The sequence below is a fragment of the Pseudomonas sp. GW821-FHT04C07 genome, assembly GCF_059420325.1.
In genome coordinates this window covers 208435-226038 of record NZ_JBWKTM010000006.1, presented here as the reverse complement: position 1 = coordinate 226038, position 17604 = coordinate 208435, and the positions used below count along the sequence as shown (strand labels likewise).

The 17604-nt window shown below is 60.1% G+C and carries 13 protein-coding genes and 1 pseudogene; 5 read left to right on the top strand and 9 right to left on the bottom strand.

The annotated features are described in order from the left end of the window. The first annotated feature begins 264 nt into the window (after positions 1–264). Positions 265–1158 (top strand): pirin family protein, encoded by an 894-nt coding sequence (locus AC07UI_RS13575; RefSeq protein ID WP_494992965.1) that lies wholly within the window; start codon positions 265–267, stop codon positions 1156–1158. 166 nt (positions 1159–1324) lie between these two features. Here the strand turns inward: AC07UI_RS13575 and AC07UI_RS13570 are convergent, their stop codons facing one another. After that, complete coding sequence (locus AC07UI_RS13570; protein ID WP_494992964.1) at positions 1325–1876, bottom strand: GNAT family N-acetyltransferase; 552 nt, start codon at positions 1874–1876, stop codon at positions 1325–1327. 798 nt (positions 1877–2674) lie between these two features. Between AC07UI_RS13570 and AC07UI_RS13565 the strand changes: the two genes are divergently transcribed. Then, complete coding sequence (locus AC07UI_RS13565; RefSeq protein WP_494992963.1) at positions 2675–3337, top strand: hypothetical protein; 663 nt, start codon at positions 2675–2677, stop codon at positions 3335–3337. A gap of 110 nt (positions 3338–3447) precedes the next feature. Further along, positions 3448–3968, top strand: a pseudogene (locus tag AC07UI_RS13560) (IS5 family transposase); the annotation flags it as partial. 36 nt (positions 3969–4004) lie between these two features. On the opposite strand, the gene AC07UI_RS13555 reads toward AC07UI_RS13560, so the two are convergent. The 4 genes from AC07UI_RS13555 to AC07UI_RS13540 are packed head-to-tail and all read right to left on the bottom strand — an operon-like array spanning position 4005 to position 8727. Then, on the bottom strand, positions 4005–5471 hold the full coding sequence (locus tag AC07UI_RS13555; protein WP_494992962.1) for an efflux transporter outer membrane subunit: 1467 nt from the start codon (positions 5469–5471) through the stop codon (positions 4005–4007). Between the two features lie 21 nt (positions 5472–5492). After that, positions 5493–7058: a DHA2 family efflux MFS transporter permease subunit gene (locus tag AC07UI_RS13550; RefSeq protein WP_494992961.1), complete on the bottom strand. Its 1566-nt coding sequence runs from the start codon at positions 7056–7058 to the stop codon at positions 5493–5495. Beyond that, positions 7055–8182, bottom strand: coding sequence for an HlyD family secretion protein (locus tag AC07UI_RS13545; protein WP_494992960.1), 1128 nt, complete (start codon positions 8180–8182; stop codon positions 7055–7057). Before AC07UI_RS13545 ends, AC07UI_RS13550 begins: the two co-directional genes overlap by 4 nt. Positions 8183–8205: 23 nt before the next feature. Beyond that, positions 8206–8727 (bottom strand): winged helix-turn-helix transcriptional regulator, encoded by a 522-nt coding sequence (locus tag AC07UI_RS13540; protein WP_494992959.1) that lies wholly within the window; start codon positions 8725–8727, stop codon positions 8206–8208. 672 nt (positions 8728–9399) lie between these two features. Between AC07UI_RS13540 and AC07UI_RS13535 the strand changes: the two genes are divergently transcribed. Together AC07UI_RS13535 and AC07UI_RS13530 are read left to right on the top strand one after the other, a co-directional pair. Further along, a complete protein-coding gene (locus AC07UI_RS13535) occupies positions 9400–11352 on the top strand; it encodes a hypothetical protein (protein WP_494992958.1) in 1953 nt (650 codons plus the stop codon). 9 nt (positions 11353–11361) lie between these two features. After that, positions 11362–12975, top strand: a complete 1614-nt coding sequence (locus AC07UI_RS13530; protein WP_494992957.1) for a PEP/pyruvate-binding domain-containing protein — start codon at positions 11362–11364, stop codon at positions 12973–12975. Between the two features lie 300 nt (positions 12976–13275). On the opposite strand, the gene AC07UI_RS13525 is transcribed toward AC07UI_RS13530, so the two are convergent. From AC07UI_RS13525 to AC07UI_RS13510, 4 genes are all read right to left on the bottom strand, one after another. Next, on the bottom strand, positions 13276–14169 hold the full coding sequence (locus AC07UI_RS13525) for a CHAD domain-containing protein (protein ID WP_494992956.1): 894 nt from the start codon (positions 14167–14169) through the stop codon (positions 13276–13278). A gap of 490 nt (positions 14170–14659) precedes the next feature. Next, the gene (locus tag AC07UI_RS13520) at positions 14660–15568 is read right to left on the bottom strand and encodes a MurR/RpiR family transcriptional regulator (protein WP_494992955.1); all 909 of its coding nucleotides are present in this window, start codon (positions 15566–15568) and stop codon (positions 14660–14662) included. Between the two features lie 132 nt (positions 15569–15700). Continuing rightward, positions 15701–16465 carry an ABC transporter ATP-binding protein gene (locus tag AC07UI_RS13515; RefSeq protein WP_494992954.1) on the bottom strand — a complete coding sequence of 255 codons (765 nt, stop codon included), beginning with the start codon at positions 16463–16465 and terminating at the stop codon, positions 15701–15703. Between the two features lie 18 nt (positions 16466–16483). Beyond that, a complete protein-coding gene (locus AC07UI_RS13510; RefSeq protein WP_494992953.1) occupies positions 16484–17596 on the bottom strand; it encodes a succinylglutamate desuccinylase/aspartoacylase family protein in 1113 nt (370 codons plus the stop codon). Between the last annotated feature and the right edge of the window lie 8 nt (positions 17597–17604).

The following is a 17604-nucleotide window of genomic DNA, read 5'->3' as shown; positions in this document are numbered from 1 at the left end:
CACCTGAACAAACATCGAGATTTCGTTGAGGTCCAGCACCGTATTACTTCCAGGAATGGACGGGTTCAAGTCAATTATGCCTACTACTCAATCAATAGGCGTCTGGATACGCTGGGCTCAATTTCGTAAACCCTTTCAGGAAAAACGCTACATGACACTTTCAACGACGGCTTTGAACCGCATCGTCTGGGCCATTCGTATCTTCGTGGCCTTGCAGCTGCGGCAGGCCAATACCTCTGACGCCACTTCGAAAATGGAGAGAACATGAACATGAGTCCCGCCACCGCTCCCCAAAAAAATGCCTCGCGCGACATCAGCCTGCGCATCCGCGGTCATGGGCACGGCCCCATTGTTCGACTCATGAGTCCTTCGGACCTGGGCCAGTTACTCAAGCCGTTTGTGTTTCTCGACCTGATCGACGCCGATACGTCGCTCATTGGCAGCATGCCGCTGCATCCCCATTCGGGGATCGCGACCATTACCGTGATCACTGAAGGCAACCTTCGCTTTGATGATCCGGATGCAGGTTTCGGACTCATCGGCTACGGCGGTGTCGAATGGATGCGCGCAGGCGGGGGTGTCTGGCATGGGAAAGAAATGTCTGCCGGCACCTCGGCGCGGATCCAGGGGTTTCAGCTGTGGATCGCGCTGCCCGCTGACCTGGAAAACGCACCGGTCGACAGCCAGTACCTGGAAGCACATGCCATCCCACAGGTAGGGCCGGCGCGCGTAATCGTCGGCGACTATCAGGGCATTCGCAGCCCCGTACGTGCCCCTTTGGGCCTGAACTATCTATTGGTGACACTGGCCGCGGGTCAAAGCTGGGAGTACCAGCCACCGTCCGGGCATGAGGTGCTATGGCTCAGTGTCAGTCGGGGAACGGTTCATACACCGCAGCTTGTCCAGGCGGGAGAACTCGTCGCCTTCGTGCCAGGTAACGGTGCGTTGAAACTCGAGGCTGGGGACAAGCAAGACGTGGTGTTTGTGCTCGGGTCGGCCATTGCTCACCCGCACGATCTGCATATGGGTAACTACTCCGTGCACACCAGCCTGGAAGCGTTGAAAGCCGCAGAGGCAAAGATTACGGAGTTGGGCAAACGTCTACGGGCAGAGGCCGGGCAGCGGTCCGGATCGGTTTCAGTACCGATCTACAAATGACCCGGCTCCGCTGCTGAAAGCGTTTTGACTGATGCAGGTTCAGGGGGACTGTCAGAAAATTTGTGTTCGGGCATCACCACCGCTCGCTTCGACAGCCTGAGCAACCACCTGCATCTGGGCGTAAGCGAGCGGAGCCATGTAATGCCCCAAGAGGTCGACACCGCCATCACGCGCTTGTCGCGTGCATGGAGTTGTTATGCGATGTATTCCAGTCTTGGCAAGTCAACCGGTACAAGCGCACCGGCCGACCATGAAATTCAAGAACGTCGAACTCGTTAAATCCAGCATGTTCAGCAACTCTGAGCGAGGCCACATGCTCCGGCTCGATTATTACGACGACGGATGCCAGTTGCCTGCGAGCAAAAGCGAAATCAAGAACTCCTTTGGCTGCTTCGCACGCAAGACCCTGGTTCCAGTACCTTCTGGCCAACCGATAACCCAAATTAGCTTCTTCTACTCCGTCAACCAATTCTGGCCCAACACCACAAAATCCAACGAGGTCATTGGAAACCTTTTCTACCAGCGCCCATGGACCCATTCCGTGAGATGCATAGCATTCCAGGCACCAGTCAATAAAATTACGCGTGGCATTCTCGTCGCAAACCCCACGAACAGAGTACTTCATCACCTCAGGATCGCTCAGAATCTCTGTAAGTGCGGGCAGATCTTGCCGCGATAATGGCCGCCCGATCAGCCTCTGTGTTTCAAATAAGGGCACTCGTTCCTCCTTGTGCATAACGCTAAATTAAGGGGCACGCCTTAGTGCGTCCCTCTTGAATGCAAGGTTAGTTGGCAGCATCCCGGCCACGTACAGACTCCGATTATGGCTAACTGTAATTAGATTCTGTACGAAAATTCGCTGAGTTAGACAATCCCGAATGTTTTCACGCAACCCAGGCCAAAAGTGAATGCTGTCAACCGCAGCTACTGGGGGCGGGGATTGAAGTCCTTCAACTCGCAGACATGCTGCGCAAGTTTTACCTTAAGTCTGCACGTGTCAGTGGGAGTTCTTTGCTGTTATTGGGAATGATACTTAAATGTAATTCGGTCGATATTGGTCTGTTTGCGCATGCTTATTCACTGTTCGTGCGATCAACGGCACCGGTTGGGAAGCAGCCCTGCTGCTACGCGCATTAGAGAGAAGGATGCTGGCATTAGGCGGTAGCGTTAAGGTGTTAATTTGCCACCGTCTGTCGGCAGTACTGAACGATCAGGGGGTACCGGCCTCTGAACATCCAGCGGACAGCATCCTTGTGAACCTGATCTGCGTCAGTAGTAAAAAAGAAGTGGACGTTGAACCTCATGTGCATTGAATGCAAATGGGGCTTTTTTTACTCGGAATTTGGAGTAGCTGAATGCCAGGATCCGTGACTCGCTGGGCGAGCCGATTTTTTTTGTAATACCAAGTCTTTGATTTGGTTCCGTTTGTACGAGATTGATCATGGTTGTGATGAAGCAATTCATAAGCCTGTTAAGTGATCAGTTTGCACTATTGTATTAAGTGGGGGAATTAACCGTGGCGTTAAATACAATTATCAGCCTTCTCGAGCAGAAAGAGACCATGGAGTTTTTGCGGTTAGGACTTGTTTATGTTCATCTTGTGGCCTGTTGCGTAGCTATTGGTCTGGTATTTACCAGTGATGTTGCGATGGTCAATGATTTATTAAAGGGTCGTGTGTCGACCGAACACGATAATGCGCATATGCAGAGTCTTCAAAAGACTGTGGTTATTGCATTGGTATTTTTGTGGATCACAGGGGCGGCTGTGATCGGTGTGGATTATCTTGATAAGGGAATGAGCTATTTTTCGAATCCGAAACTCCAGGCCAAAGTCATCATTGTCCTGCTACTGACGTTTAACGGTATGTTGTTGCATCGTGCCGTGCTGCCTGCGCTGCAAAAGGCCGGGTCGTTGTTCGATCTCACGTTTGGCGTTCGGATGCTGGCTATTTTCTCCGGCGCGCTGTCGGGCGTGTCCTGGATGTATGCCGCGATGCTGGGCGTTGGGCGCCCCCTTGCGTGGAAATATTCGCTGTTCGAGTTGCTGATGGCTTATCCGGTGCTGATTGTGCTTGGGTTCGCGATGATGCTGGCGCTGACCCAGTGGGCGCGAAAGCAGAGCATGGCAACGCGGGATGAGGAAGTTTCATCGCCGCAAACCAGTATGAATGCACGCTAGGTTTGTACGAAAACCCTTGAAACACCGAAATGGGTAAAATCGCCGCCATCAAAGGCAGGAGCCCCTGATGGCCAAGCGATACAAACTCAGCGATGCGTCCTGGGAAATGATCGACGGTCTATCAACGCTTTCGCGACTGGCGCAATCGAGGCATCTTTGACCAAATGCTCAAGCGCCTGCATATCAGGCTCAACGAGCAAGGGTTGATTGATCTGGACACCTGGATGATCGACTCCACCGCGATACGCGCAACCCGAGCCTCTTCCGGCACCGGGAAAATAGGGGGCCTGAAGAACCGCTAGACCATGCACTGGGCCGCAGTCGCGGCGGCCTCACGACCAGGATTCATATGCTCTGCGATTCGACCGCAATCGCTCTGTGTTTCAACCTGTCAGGTGGACAGGCCAGCGATATTGCTCATGCGCAGCCGTTGCTTGATCAGGTTCAAGTCCCAGGCAGCCAGAGGGGACGACCTCGCAAGTGCTGTCGCTGGCTATTGGCAGACAAAGGATACGATGCTGAACACCTTCGGCGCTATTGCGACCGCTACCGGATGCAGCCGGTGATTCTTTTGCGCACCATGAAGCGTAAGCCCAAGCCTGGCTTGCCCAGACTGTTCGACAAGCCCAAGTCTCAAAAAGTTGGGTTTTCGCCGACCGTACCGGCGCTACTCTACGGTCCATCCGCCCCCTAGAGCGCGGAACGTGGCCACTGCGGCACGCGCATCGTTGGCATTGAGTTCTGCCATCTGGTCTCGTGTGCGGAGTAGTTCGCGGTCCTCGTTCAACACTTCGATCAGGCTCACCGCACCGCCTTGGTACGCCTCGCTCGCTGCTTGTCGCGCGGCTTGTCTGGAGGAGATTTCAAGGGCCAGATCCTGACGTTGGGCTTCTAGTTGAGTCAGGGTCACCACGGCATTTTCGACGTCTTCGCTGGCGCGCAGCATCGACTGGCGGTATTCAGCCAGCGCCTGGGCATTTGCGCCTTTGGCCTGGGCGACCTGCGCGTCGACACGGCCGAAATCAAACAGGCGCCAATGCAGCCCCAACAGCGCCTGTGGCTGGAATGCCTGTTCTGTAAAGAGTGAACCGCCATGCAGGCTGGAGAAACCCAGGAGGCCACCCAGCGAAACCTTCGGGTAAAACTCCGCAGTGGCTACGCCAATCCGCTCGTTGCTGGCGGCCAAACGCCGCTCGGCCGCGATCACATCAGGGCGCCGGCGCAGCATTTGTCCTGGGGCGATGTCGGAAGGAATCTGTGGAATCTTGTAATCAAAAAAATCGGGCGGGGTACCGGCCAGATCGCGGGCATAAGTACCGGGCGCGGCGCCCATCAGCACGTCGAGGCGGTTGAGTTGCACCGCCAGTTCGGTTCGCAAGGGCGGCAGGGTGGTACGCGCCTGTTGCAGCACTGCCCGGGCCTGGGCGGTCTCGCGCTGGTTGCCCAGCCCTTGGGCCAGGCGTGTCTCGACCAGATCGAGCAAATCGCTTTGGTTTTTTACCTGCTGTTCGGATACCTGAATACGCTGCTGAGCACCGCGAATGCGCAAGTAAGCGTCAGCTGCTTCGGCGGCAACGGAAACGCGTACACCTGCCTGGCTGGCTTGCGCGGCCTGGGCGTCGTCCAGCGCTGCCTGCTCGCCGCGCTTGAGCCCCCCCGCCAGATCCAGCTCCCAGCTCGCGCCGGCGCCGATGTCGCTCAATGTCTGGTTGCGGTCATAGCCGGGCTGGCTGCTAGCCAATTGGCCCTGCGGGCTTTTCAATGACTGGCGTTGCCGCACGACCTGGCCATCGAGGCTTCCTTGAGGCAGGCGCGTCGCGCCGGCCTCTCGGGCGACGGCACGAGCCTGCTCCACGCGGGCCATGGCCACGGCCAGGTCAAGATTCTGCGCCAGAACCCTCTGAATCAACTGGGTCAGTTGCGGGTCTTCAAAGCCTTTCCACCAGCTTTCCAGCTCGGGTGCGGGGCGCCCGGCGTCGCGGCGCTGCAAGGCGTCCTGCGCCATGAACTGAGTGGCGGCCTGATCGGCGGGGCGCTGGTAGTCAGGACCCACTGTGCAGCCGGCCACCGTGATGGCCAGCGCAGCCATCACAAAGCGCCCATAGGGAAGCATGCGATCAAGCAAAGTGTTCATCGAATAATCCTTCAAGCGTGATTAATGAGCGTCGGCGGACGGTTGTTTGGGCGGCTGAACTTTACGCATCAACGGCACCAGCAACGTGGCGACCACGAAGCAGGCCATGATCATCAGGAAAGCGTCGGCATAAGTTAGCGTTTGTGCCTCCCGCCAAGTCAGGGCCCACAGTTGATGCAGTGCGACCTGGCTGGCATCAATGCTGTTCTGCCCGAGCAGTTGTGCATTCACGGTCAGTTGGTCGAGCCAGGTATTCATGGCTTCGTTGCGGGTATTGAGGTGCTCGGCCAGCCTTAGAAAATGCAGGTTGGTCCGGTCGTTGAGCACGGTGGCGCAGGCGGCGATGCCAATGGCTCCGCCCAGGTTGCGCATCAGGTTGAACAACCCCGAGGCGAGCTTGAGGCGGTTAGGGGCCAAGGCGCCGAGGGTGAGGGTGACGACGGGCGGAACGGCCATTTGCTGGGCAAAGCCCCGTATTGCCTGCGGCAGCAGCAGCTCTTTGGCGCCCCAGTCATGGGTGATGGGGGAGAAGTCCCACATCGACAGGGCAAACAAGGACAGCCCCAGCATGAGAATCCAGCGCAGGTCGATGCGGTTGGCCAACATCGCATACACCGGGATCGCCAGCAGCTGGAACACGCCGGTGGAAAACACCGCCAGGCCGATGTCCAGCGAGCCGTATCCACGTACGCGCCCTAGAAACAGTGGCGTCAGGTAGATGGTGGCGAAAATGCCGATACCGGTGATAAAGGAAAAAAGGCAGCCCAGGGCAAAATTGCGATCGCCCAGTGCGCGCAGGTCGACGATGGGTTCGGAAATTTCCAGGCAGCGCCATATGAACAATCCGCCACTAATGCCCGCAATCCAGGCGGTGGTAGCGATGGTGCTGTCGCTGAACCAGTTCCAGCGCGGCCCTTCCTCCAGGGTGTACTCCAGACAACCAAGAAACACAGCCATCAGGACCATGCCGATATAGTCAGCACCCTTGAGCAAGGCAGGGTTGGGCCGGTCAACCTTGACCAGCATCGGCACGACAAAAGTCACGAACAGGCCGGGTACCAGGTTGATATAGAACAGCCAGTGCCAGGATGAAATGTCGGTGATCCAGCCGCCCACTGCAGGGCCCAGGGTCGGGGCCAGCGAGGCGATGGCGCCGATGGTGGAGGCTGCGATCACCCGCTGCTTGCCGGTGAAATACATGAATGCCGTGGTGAACACCAACGGGATCATCGAGCCGCCGAGAAAGCCTTGCAAGGCGCGAAAAGCGATCATGCTCTCGATGTTCCAGGCCAACGCGCACAGCAGGCTGGTCAAGGTGAAACCGGCTGCCGACACGGCGAACAACCAGCGCGTGCTCATCACTCGCGAGAGCCAGCCGGACATGGGGATCACGATGATTTCCGCGATGAGGTAGGCTGTCTGCACCCAGGCCGTATCGTCTGCGCCGGCCGACAGGCCGCCGCCGATGTCCTTGAGCGAGGCGGAGACGATCTGGATGTCGATCAGGGCGATGAACATGCCGACGCACATGGTGGCGAAGGCGGCGACTTTTTGTGCCATGGTCAGTGTGGGCAGTGGGCTGCTCATGGCTGGCCTGCCAATGCAGCGTCGTTGTGCTGCAACGCATCATGAGTGTTCACTTGGGCAACAACCGACAACCCAGGACGTAGTGCACCCAATTCGGCATCGGCGATGTCCAGACGTACCCGTACCGGCACTCGCTGGACGATCTTGGTGAAGTTGCCCGTGGCGTTTTCCGGTGGCAGCACGCTGAACTGCGCGCCAGTGGCCGGCGCCAGGCTTTCGATGTGACCGTGAAACTCACGGCCGGGCAGGATATCGGCCCGGATGTTGACACCTTGGCCAACCTGCATGCGCGCCAGTTGGTCCTCCTTGAAGTTGGCGTCGATCCACAGCCCCTTCGCCGGCACGACCGAGATCAGTTGGCTACCAGCGGCGGCGTAGGTGCCGACCCTGGCGCGGCGGTTACCGACGTAAGCATCCACGGGCGCGCGCAACTCGGTATAGCCGATGTTCAGCTGGGCCTGTTCGCGCTCGGCTTGTGCTTGTTGCAGCGCTGCCCGGGCCTGGCCGCGTTGACTTTCGATCACCGCCAGTTGACGGCGTGCCGCCAGCAGTCCGGCGTCAGCCCGAGCGCGATCAGCTCGGGCGGTTTTCCAGGTGGCATCGACCCGCTGGGCACTCTCTACCGACACAGCCTGGCTGCGCACCAGATTCTGATAGCGCGTGCGATCATCTCCAGCCCGTTGCGCTTCGGCATCCGAGGCATCGATCTGTGCCTTGGCCTGGTCGATCACCGCCTGTTGCAGCTGTTCGGTCGCATCGAGATTGATCAGGCTGGCCTGCTGCGCCGCCACGGCGCCATCGGCCTTGGCCAATGCGGCGCGATAGTCACGCACATCGATACGGGCAAGCAGATCGCCGGCTTTGACAAACTGGTTGTCCAGCACCGCCACCTCACTGATATAACCCGGCACTTTGGCGCTGATGACCGTGACATCGGCGCCCACGTAGGCGTCGTCGGTATCTTCGATGAAGCGGTCGACCAACCACCAATGGCTGCCATAGCCGACGGCGCCGATCACGGCGAGGGCCAGCAGCCCCAGGCGCAATGCTTTCTTGCGGCGGGCGGGGGCGGATGAGGCGGGGGTGTCTGCTTGTTTGGGCTCAGCGCTGACTTGAGCTTCCATGGCGAAATGACCTCTGCGGAAGGTTAATTGGGAAAGTGACTGACCAGAGCATCGGTCTGGCGGTAGGCCTGGCCGGTACGGACACGCCATTGAGTCAATTCATCGGCATCGTGCGACACATGTACTCGGTGGCCCTCATGGGTGATGGGCTTACCGGTATTGGCATCCATCAACGCCAGCGCCACGGGTTGTCCGGTTGTTTCGTCTGCCAGGAAAACTTTGTCTGAACCGCTGGAGTGGCGGGCGCCCCAGGCCATCAGCGTCAGGATGACCGGGCGTAGATCCCGGCCCGCTTCGGTGAGGTGGTACTCATGGCGTGGCGGGTTGTCCTGATAGGGGCGGCGCTCCAGCAAACCGGCTGCCACCAGATCATTCAGGCGGCGGGTCAGGGTGTTCGAGGCGATACCAAGGCTGTTGAGGAACTCGTCGAAACGGCGCAGGCCGTAGAAGGCATCGCGCAGGATCAGCAAGCTCCAGCCGTCACCAATGTGCTCGAGGGCATGGGCGACCGGACAAGGCATGGGTTGGAAGCTGGCTCTTTTCATCGGGATTCTCCAGATCGGTGTTCGTTTATATTTCGGTCATAATATTACATAGTGAATTTCATAATGAAAGTTACTCTGACGAAGAATCGGTGCCGATCGTCGGCCAGCTCTCGGCGCCGGGCCGGTACGATTGCCTGCTCGCTCGATGGCGCAGGGGGAGGGAAGGATGCGAATGGATATGCGGGGCTTTGTTGGTCTTTTTTAGTCTGGGCTCAGCAGGCCTTTGGTGCCCCGTATTCCTTGAAAACCTCGTGGCTGGTCGCGCTTGGGTGACCAGGCAAGTCCTCGGCGGCGGGAGGCCGCGTACCGAACTACGATCAAGGGGGGACGGTCAGGCGCGGTTAGTAGTCAGCGACAACAGATCTTCAGCATCTGCATGTGCTTTGACCGCGTCATTGCCTTGCGTGACCGACAGTTCCAAAGCGTGTCCCGCAGCACATCCGGGCTCCGTGTTCTAGAACAACTTGAACAGATAGAGCAAAACAAGGGTAAAAAAACGATGTGATTACCACCACTGGGCATCTCCCGCTGCAACCAGCCTTCCCCCCTCTGTCCAGCAGGTTTATGACGAACGGCCACGGCCTCCGCTGCCGATCATCCAGTCGCCCCTAGGGCGACACCCTGCGCGACTAATCTGAAGAGACAGGGGAAAGGTCCCGGCGAGGGTTCATCATGGTGGACAAGAGCAAGATCATGCTTGCCCTGGGCGAGGAGGTCATCGCCCTGCCGGCCTTGGTGAACACGGCGCTCGCCGCCAATGATCGGCTGAAATACCGATTCGCCCTGTTGCAGGCGGCTCGCTCCCATGCGCGACGACCAGACTTGCCATTTTCCTCAATGCACGTCGAGCGCTTGGCCTGCGGTGTGGATAGTGTAGAGCTGGATACAGTGGTCGGCAGTGCCCTGCAGGAGAATGGCCGCTATCGCATCCCTTATGCAGAGGGACTGGTCTGCGGTATCGTCGAGGACATGCAGGAAATGCTGGTGCCGCTCGGTCTGCTGGCAAGCGGCGAAGCCGGGAGCAGCGAAGAGGCGGAATTCACTACGCGACTGGCGCGTCTGTCAGAACGGATCCAGCGCCCTGCCGATGACCTGCTCGACGACCAGGCCCTGGGCCTGCTGACCTCAGGCGACCGCGAAGCCGGTGACAGCTGGCATCTGCTGGTGATGGATGCGCACAAGGCGCTCAACCAGGTGCAAAGCCGGCTTGCCGCGGAGTATCTGGAAGGGGCGGCGGTCTACAACATCGACGAGGCGGATCGGGACGCGGTGCGCGCGTTCATGGCCGGCCTCCACCAGACGGCGCCGCTCAAGTTCAACCATCCCGGCCTGGGCACCACGGCGACCCGTTCGGGCGACACCCTGATCATCCAGAACGACATCGGCACCACCGACGCCCATGTACTGGTGGTGCATGTGCGCGTGGACGAGGTGACCGTCACCTACACCGATGTCCACCACCAGCGCTTGCAGTTCTTCCAAGGCTTGTTCGATGCCGTCGAAGTCGACTGGGAAGGCGCCCGTTTGCGCGAGGACCCGAGCATGGAGGATGGGCTCTATCACCTGTGCATCGGTCGCTTCCGCTCCGCCCAGCGCGACAAGCTGCTGCAGTTCCTCGACCTGCTGGGCTCGCGGCTGGTGTTCCTGATCGACTGGAACAAGGCGCGCAAGCAGCTCAAGGCGTTCCTGCCGAACGAGGAGACGATCGCGCTGCTGTCCTGGGCGGCGAAGAACGGCTATGGACACATAGCTTTCCTGCTCTGTGGTGGCCAGCAGTTGCTATACGACACGCTCGAGTCGGCTGGCCACGGCAGCCTGCGCTATGGCGAACAACTCCAACAGATCATCGGCCTGCCGCAGGCGCGCCACCTGCTGCAGTTCGTGCTTGCAGCCTGCAGCAATGCTCTGCTCGCCGGGCGCTCCCAGGCGTTGGTGCGCGACGAGGTGCAAGCCGAGTTCTTCAGCTACTTCCACAGTGCTGAACAGGACTTGTTCGACGCGGTGGTCGAACACGCGGCCTACACCGTCGAGATCGCCGAAAGCCTGCGCGACGCCTGGCTGCAACTGGGCATCGCCGATTTCAACCAGTGCCTGGCGGCCCGTGCCCTGCGCGCCAAGGACTGGGAGCGGCGCGCCGACGACCTGGTGCTGCGCGTGCGCGAGAGGAGCCCGCGCGTCGAATGCGGTGAATTCATGCTCCGGCTCGCCAGCTGTGCCGACGACGTCACCGATGAGCTGGAAGAGGCCGCCTTTCACTGCTCGCTGTTGCCGCGCAGCCCGTTGGCACACCCGGCTGCTGCTCCGTTGGCGGCGCTGTTCGCGCTCGCCCTGTCGGCGACTCAGGAATACCTCAAGGCGCTGGTCGCGGCACAGGCGTTGGGGCGGGGAACGGCGCGCGAGGACATGCAGGATTTCCTCCAGGCGGCGCACCGGGTAGTCGATCTGGAGAAGATGGCCGACGACACCCTGCGTCAGGTCCGCCATGCCTTGCTCGCCGAGGAGATCGAGGCGCGCGAGCTCTATGTGCTCGACGCCATCGCCGGCAATCTGGAGCGCGCGACCGATGCCCTGAGGCACACCGTGCAGATGCTGCGGGATCAGACGCTGGCCCGCGCGGCCCTATGAGGAGTACCTATGAGCGACCTGCCCCTCATTCAGCAGATCTTCCATATCGGTGCCGGCGAGCCGGCACCGGCGGCCGGCGCCGATCGGCTCGGGGTCAAGGCCTGGAACCTCGCGGGCATGGCCGCGGCCGGTCTGCGGGTGCCGCCAGCCTTCGTTCTCACCACCGACTGGTACCGGGCCTGGCATCAGGCAGGAGGCGCGCTGCCGACACTCGGCGGTGCGCTGGTAGATCACATGCGCTGGCTGGAACAGCGCAGCGGCACCAGCTTCGGCGGCCACCGCCGGCCGCTGCTGGTGTCGGTGCGTTCCGGCGCCCCGGTGTCCATGCCGGGCATGCTGGAGACCCTGCTCAATATCGGACTGTGCGACGCCACTACCGCAGGAGTGCTGCGCATCACCGGCAACCCGCGCCTGGTGTGGGACTCCTACCGGCGCCTGGTGAGAAGCTACGCGGAAGTGGTGCATGCCGCACCGGCGGGTCGCTTCGATGATCTGACCGCCCGGCATCTCGCCACCGCGGGGGTCGCCGCTCCGGCAGAGCTCGACTTCCACGCGCTGCGCGCGCTCACCCGGGAGAGCCTCGAGCTGTTCCGCGCGGTAACCTGCCATGAGTTCCCCCAGAATCCGCAGGACCAGCTGCAGGGCGCGGTACTGGCGATCCTCAGATCCTGGGACTCGGGCAAGGCGGCGACCTTCCGCCGGCTCAACGACATCCCGGAAGGCCTCGGCACTGCGGTCGCGGTGCAGGCGATGGTGTTTGGCAACAGCGGCGGCACCTCGGGCTCGGGGGTCGCCTTCAGCCGCGACCCCGCGACCGGCGAGAAGCACCTGTACGTCGACTTCCAGTTCAACAGTCAGGGCGAGGACCTTGTCTCCGGCCGCCACGCGCTGGGCGACCTGAACCTGTTCGAGCGCTGCATGCCGACGCTGGCGGCCGAGGTGCAGGAGGCCGCCACGGTGCTCGAGGCCGCATTCGGGGACATGCAGGAATTCGAATTCACCATCGAGGAAGGCGTGCTCTACCTGCTGCAGACCCGCTCGGGCAAGCGCACCCCTTGGGCGGCGGTGGTGGTGGCGGTCGAGCAGGTGCGCGAGGGCCGGATCGACCCGGCGCGCGCCCTGGAACGGCTCGCGGGTCTGGATCTGGAGGCTGTCGGCCGCCGCCACCTGGCGCTGCGCCCCGGTGATATGCCGCTGGCGCGTGCCCTGCCCGCCAGCCCTGGGGTCGCCAGCGGCTGCATCGCCCTTAGCCTGGCCGCGGCGCAAGCGCTGCACCGAGCCGGTAGGTCGGTAATCCTGGTAAGGACGGAGATGGCGACCCAGGACCTCGCCGGCATCGCCCTGGCCAACGGCGTGCTCAGTGTGCGCGGCGGGCGCACCGCCCACGCTGCGGTGGTGGCACGGCAGATGGACAAGGTCTGCCTGGTCGGCTGCAATAGCCTGCACGTCGAGGCCGAGCGCGGCTACCTGCAGTTCGCCAGCGGCGAGGTGCTGGCCGAGGGCGAGCTGATCACCCTGGACGGCGACAGCGGCGAAATCTGGCGCGGCGAGTACGAGACGCTGATCGAGCGGCCGGAGGCCTGGCTGGCCGACCTGCGGCGCTGGCGCGACGGCCCGAGTTAGCGCAGCGCGAGTGGTCTAAAACGCTACCCTGCCAACTGACGGTATCAACAATCAGTAAGCCTGAAAGCCTGAAAGCCGCAAGATAGAGCCATCACATGGCGTTTGGCCACATGCTGTGAACAAGCTATCATCCGCTCCTTGTGTCATTTCCCTGAGGACTTTACGGATGAAAGTTGAGATAAAACCAGCACAGAGCAAGGCTGGGTGGGAGGTAACATTAGGTACCTGCGCTGTAAGTTTTTGCAGTCATGAGCAAGCAGAAGCCTTTGCCGAGCGACTGCAAGCTCGACTCGATGCTCCTCATTCCCTACCGACAAGCTGCAGTGAAATGCTGACGGAATTGTCATTGCCCGCGAGCGCTACGTGAGTGGCATTGCCGTGCATCGGCAGGTCTTTATTTTGTTTTTTGCCAGATCTTTGAGGTAAGCGCTTTTTCGTCGCAAGTAGCCGTAGCAGCTGTGCCAACTGAGCCTCTGCTTTCATGAGTGCAGTTTCGGCTGCTGCGTGCCACACCTGCGCAAGCGGCTGCAGGTCTTTTTCGTGTTTGGCTTTGAGGCACCACTGGAAATGGTCATGCCAAGCGCCGAGGGCTGACTGTACTGCCTTGAGCGATGCTGCGGCTTCATCAGACAGGAGTGAAAGTTGAGGAAAAGCATCGTTCAGGTAGCGCGTACGTTTGACCAGAATTCTTAACTGATGGCGATCAAACTGCGGGTCTGCTAACGCAGTCTTGAGACGCTCGACCTGCTTGTGCAAGCGTTTGATGATCTGCTTTTTAATATTGCGTAATGCGCCTGCCCGCTCAGCACTTCGGAAAACCAGGGGCCACTCATCCAGTTGTGAAAAGAGCTGGTTGATCGCACGGTCTCTAACAATCCGGCCATAGCTGGCCTGTAAAGTAGCCTTTCTGACATTGGCCTGCTTTGTGAACCCTTGCGCCTCAAGCTCTTCGATCAATACCTCCAGATCACGCTCGGGGGTGGTCAGCCTGCCCACCTCGGCGGCTGCCTCATTCAGTGGTGCGATGCCTTCTAATTCGCGCAATGGCCGTAACAGACTTCTTATGCGCCGCAGATTGATTCTGAGGTCATGCAACGCCTCACTGTCCGTCCTGGCGTCCATTCGGGCGTGAGCATGGTAGAGCCCTACCTCGAGCGCTACGATTTGGGCAACGAACAAGTCTACGAATGCCATCAAATTCCATCCAACTGCAGAGATGATGGAGCCAGATTAGCAGAGGAAGTTTGGGCTTAGAGGAAAGCGTTCCTCAGTGAAACACTGATCGGGTCAATACGCAGGGTGCCGGGCAATAAACAACGACCTTCTGCCCGGTACAGGCATGTGTTTCATGCCCTCACTCAGCAGAAGGTCGTCGTATTCATAACATCTAACGTTCGTCTGGCTCACATAACAGAACGCTTGCGCTCTGAGTTTTTCGTCAGCTTAGCGTGCATTCGTACTGGTTAGTGGCGATGAAACTTCCTCATCCCGTGTTGCCATGCTCTGCTTTCGCGCCCACTCCACGAAGTGCCTGCATTGGAAGCTAGCTATGCCAACCTTCAGGACCACCTGGCCGACCTGCCGTGTGAAGCGGTGAAGCACTCCGGTCTGGCGGCCGCGCCTCACGAGGGGTGATGCTGCCGCCGACATGGAGTTCGGTGGGCTCGTTGCCCCAAACGCGTTATCACCTTTTCGACGATTTGCTGCTATTGGGTACATGCAGGTAAGACATCACGCTTTCGGTCAGTTCGGTTGCCAGCTTCACGGCTTCTTTGTTGCGCGCCATCACGCCCGCCACCAATCCTTCGATCAACGCGAGTACGGCGATGTTGGAACTGGTCAGTACCGGGTGGTCGGCGGGGGCAAATAGCACGTGCTGGGCAATATTGGTCAACGGCGAGGCAGGTGAGTCGGTGATCGCCAGCACTGTAGCGCCACGTTCATGGGCAAAGCGTGAGAGCTGCAGGGTGTCGAGGGAATAGCGCGGAAGCGAGATCGCCAACAGGATGTCCTGATCGGTGATGGCGGCCAGGCGGTAAGCGGCGTTTTCGTTGCCGCCCTCCATGCTGATGGCGGTGGCGTCGGCACAGAAGGGCATCAGGGTCGAGGCTGCGAGTCCCGCCATGTAGACGCTGTTGCCGAATCCCAGGATGTAAATTTTGCGGGCCTTGGTCAGGCAGGTGACGAAAGCTTCAAAGGTGTCTGCATGGTTGTTGGTGCCTGCGGTGCCGAGGTTGCTGGTGGCGCTCTGGATTTGTTCATGCAGGCCAAACGCGCCACCGGTGCGGTGTGCCAGTTCGTTGCGCAGTTTGTCGACCGGGGACACCATTTGCTGCAAGGTCGCCACCAGCTCGGCCTTCATGCCGGTGTAGCCACCCAGATTCAAGGCCTTGGCCAGGCGGTTGACCGCGGCTGGTGAGGTAGACGTCTCGTGAGCCAGCTCCTCGATGGTCAGCGTGGCTGCCTTGAGTGGGTGACGCAGGATAAAGTCCGCCACCTTGCGCAGTGACGGCTGCAAATCGGAAACGATTTCCGCCAGTTTGCGCATCACCGGTGCGGCATAGACAGTCGTGTTTTTCGATGGGGTCGGCATATCCGGCTCAACATTTTTTGATGGTTAGAAGGGACTGTGCCTGGTGCCCTGGCATAAGGTTGGCTGAAGTGTATCCGAAGCCAACCGCTGGCGTGCAGCGCAGAGCCAACGGTTGGTGAGTGAGGGTGCCGGTTATTTCAAACTGCCGGCCAGGAACTGCTGGAGGCGCTCGGACTGTGGCTTGACCAGCACTTCGCGCGGGTTGCCGCGCTCTTCGACCAGGCCTTTGTGGAGGAATACCAGTTGGTTGGATACCTCGCGAGCGAAGCCCATTTCATGGGTCACAACCACCATGGTCCGACCTTCCAGGGCGAGGTCCTGCATGACTTTAAGCACTTCGCCGACCAGTTCAGGGTCGAGTGCTGAAGTCGGCTCATCGAAGAGCATCACTTCAGGTTCCATGGCCAACGCGCGGGCAATCGCCACGCGCTGCTGCTCGCCGCCCGACATGTGCGCCGGGTAGGCGTCCAGACGGTGCGCCACGCCGACTTTGTTCAGGTAGTGCTCGGCCTTTTCCCGAGCCTGTTGCTTGTCCATGCCCAGGACATGCACGGGGGCTTCCATGACGTTTTCAAGGGCGCTCATGTGCGACCAGAGGTTGAAGTGCTGAAACACCATCGCCAGCCGCGAACGCATGCGTTGTAACTGCTTGGGCTCGGCGGCCTTGAGCCCGCCGGATTTGTTGGTGACCAGTTTCAACTGTTCGCCGTTAAGCAGAATCTTGCCCGCGTTGGGCTGCTCCAGCAGGTTGATGCAACGCAGGAAGGTACTTTTGCCAGAGCCACTGGAGCCGATGATGCTGATCACGTCACCGGCTTGCGCCTCCAGGGACACGCCCTTGAGCACTTCGTGTGTGCCGTAACTTTTGTGTAGATCCTGAATCTCGAGTTTGTACATGGTTTCCACTCTTTTGAATCAGTCGCTGAGCAAGCGACCCTGGCGAATAGGGGTAACGCCTGCGACCTTGGCCAGCCACAATCCGGGCTGGGCAAAGCGCAGACGCTCGCGGGCATAGAGGATGCCGTCGGTGCTGGCAAGCACCACGCTGTGGCGATCGGTCAGCGGATCAATCACTTCGAACAGCGGGTCGCCGACCTTGACCCAGGCACCCACCGGTTGCAGAAAACTCACCACACCCGGGTGCGGTGCATAGGCGTACTGCGCACCGGCGAACGGCGTGGCTTCACAGCAGGTCGGCGGAGCGGCCGGCCAGTCACCGCTGATCAGGCCTTGTTCGGCAAGAAAGCCAAGAATGGCGTCTGCGCTGTCGACGCATTGCTCACGCTCGGTGTCGGCCATGCCGCGCAATTCAATGGTGGTGGCCACACACGCCAGCGGAATATTGGCGGCAGGGAAGCGTTCGGCCAGGCGTAGCCAGGGAATGGCGCAGGCTTCATCGAACGCACTGCCGCCAGCATCCTGCGCCAACAGCGCGGCGCGAGCATTCAGGCGCGCGGCCAACGAGCGCAAGCGCGGCCAGTTTTGCGGCATGGCGTAAAGCAGCATGATCGACTCGAAGTCGCAGTGCAGGTCCAATACGAAATCGGCATCGCAAGCGTGCTGCATCAGCAGTCGGCGCAGGCCATCGAGTTCCGATGTCGGTGCGCTCATGTTGGTGAGGGCATCGCTCATGGCGCGGCGGATGAGTGCGACGTTGGCGTTGCCATCCTCGCCCAATTGACCTTCCAGGTGTGGTGTCACGGCGTCAGCCAACTCCGGGAAGTCGCGATTGAAGTTCTTCCCGCTGGAGAACTCGAAGCGGCCCTGGTGGGTGGCCTGGAACATCTGCGCGATACCGATCGGATTGGCCATCGGCACCAACTCGATCACGCCCGTCAGGCGGCCTTGCTCTTCCAGCTCGCGCAGGCGGCGTTTGAGTTCAACGGCGACGCGCATGCCCGGCAACTCGTCGGCATGCAGCGATGCCTGGATATAAGCCTTGCGCGGCCCGCTGCCAAAACGAAACAGCGACAGGTGTCGTTCAGTGCCCGAGGCACTCCACGGCAACAGGTATTGAATGTGCTTCATAAAGCTCC

Bases quoted from the DNA above. Each gene is read 5' to 3' on its own strand.
- AC07UI_RS13575 (WP_494992965.1), top strand. From the start codon at position 265: ATGAACATGAGTCCCGCCACCGCTCCCCAAAAAAATGCCTCGCGCGAC.
- AC07UI_RS13555 (WP_494992962.1), bottom strand. From the start codon at position 5,471: ATGAACACTTTGCTTGATCGCATGCTTCCCTATGGGCGCTTTGTGATG.
- AC07UI_RS13550 (WP_494992961.1), bottom strand. From the start codon at position 7,058: ATGAGCAGCCCACTGCCCACACTGACCATGGCACAAAAAGTCGCCGCC.
- AC07UI_RS13545 (WP_494992960.1), bottom strand. From the start codon at position 8,182: ATGGAAGCTCAAGTCAGCGCTGAGCCCAAACAAGCAGACACCCCCGCC.
- AC07UI_RS13540 (WP_494992959.1), bottom strand. From the start codon at position 8,727: ATGAAAAGAGCCAGCTTCCAACCCATGCCTTGTCCGGTCGCCCATGCC.
- AC07UI_RS13535 (WP_494992958.1), top strand. From the start codon at position 9,400: ATGGTGGACAAGAGCAAGATCATGCTTGCCCTGGGCGAGGAGGTCATC.
- AC07UI_RS13530 (WP_494992957.1), top strand. From the start codon at position 11,362: ATGAGCGACCTGCCCCTCATTCAGCAGATCTTCCATATCGGTGCCGGC.
- AC07UI_RS13525 (WP_494992956.1), bottom strand. From the start codon at position 14,169: ATGGCATTCGTAGACTTGTTCGTTGCCCAAATCGTAGCGCTCGAGGTA.
- AC07UI_RS13520 (WP_494992955.1), bottom strand. From the start codon at position 15,568: ATGCCGACCCCATCGAAAAACACGACTGTCTATGCCGCACCGGTGATG.
- AC07UI_RS13515 (WP_494992954.1), bottom strand. From the start codon at position 16,465: ATGTACAAACTCGAGATTCAGGATCTACACAAAAGTTACGGCACACAC.
- AC07UI_RS13510 (WP_494992953.1), bottom strand. From the start codon at position 17,596: ATGAAGCACATTCAATACCTGTTGCCGTGGAGTGCCTCGGGCACTGAA.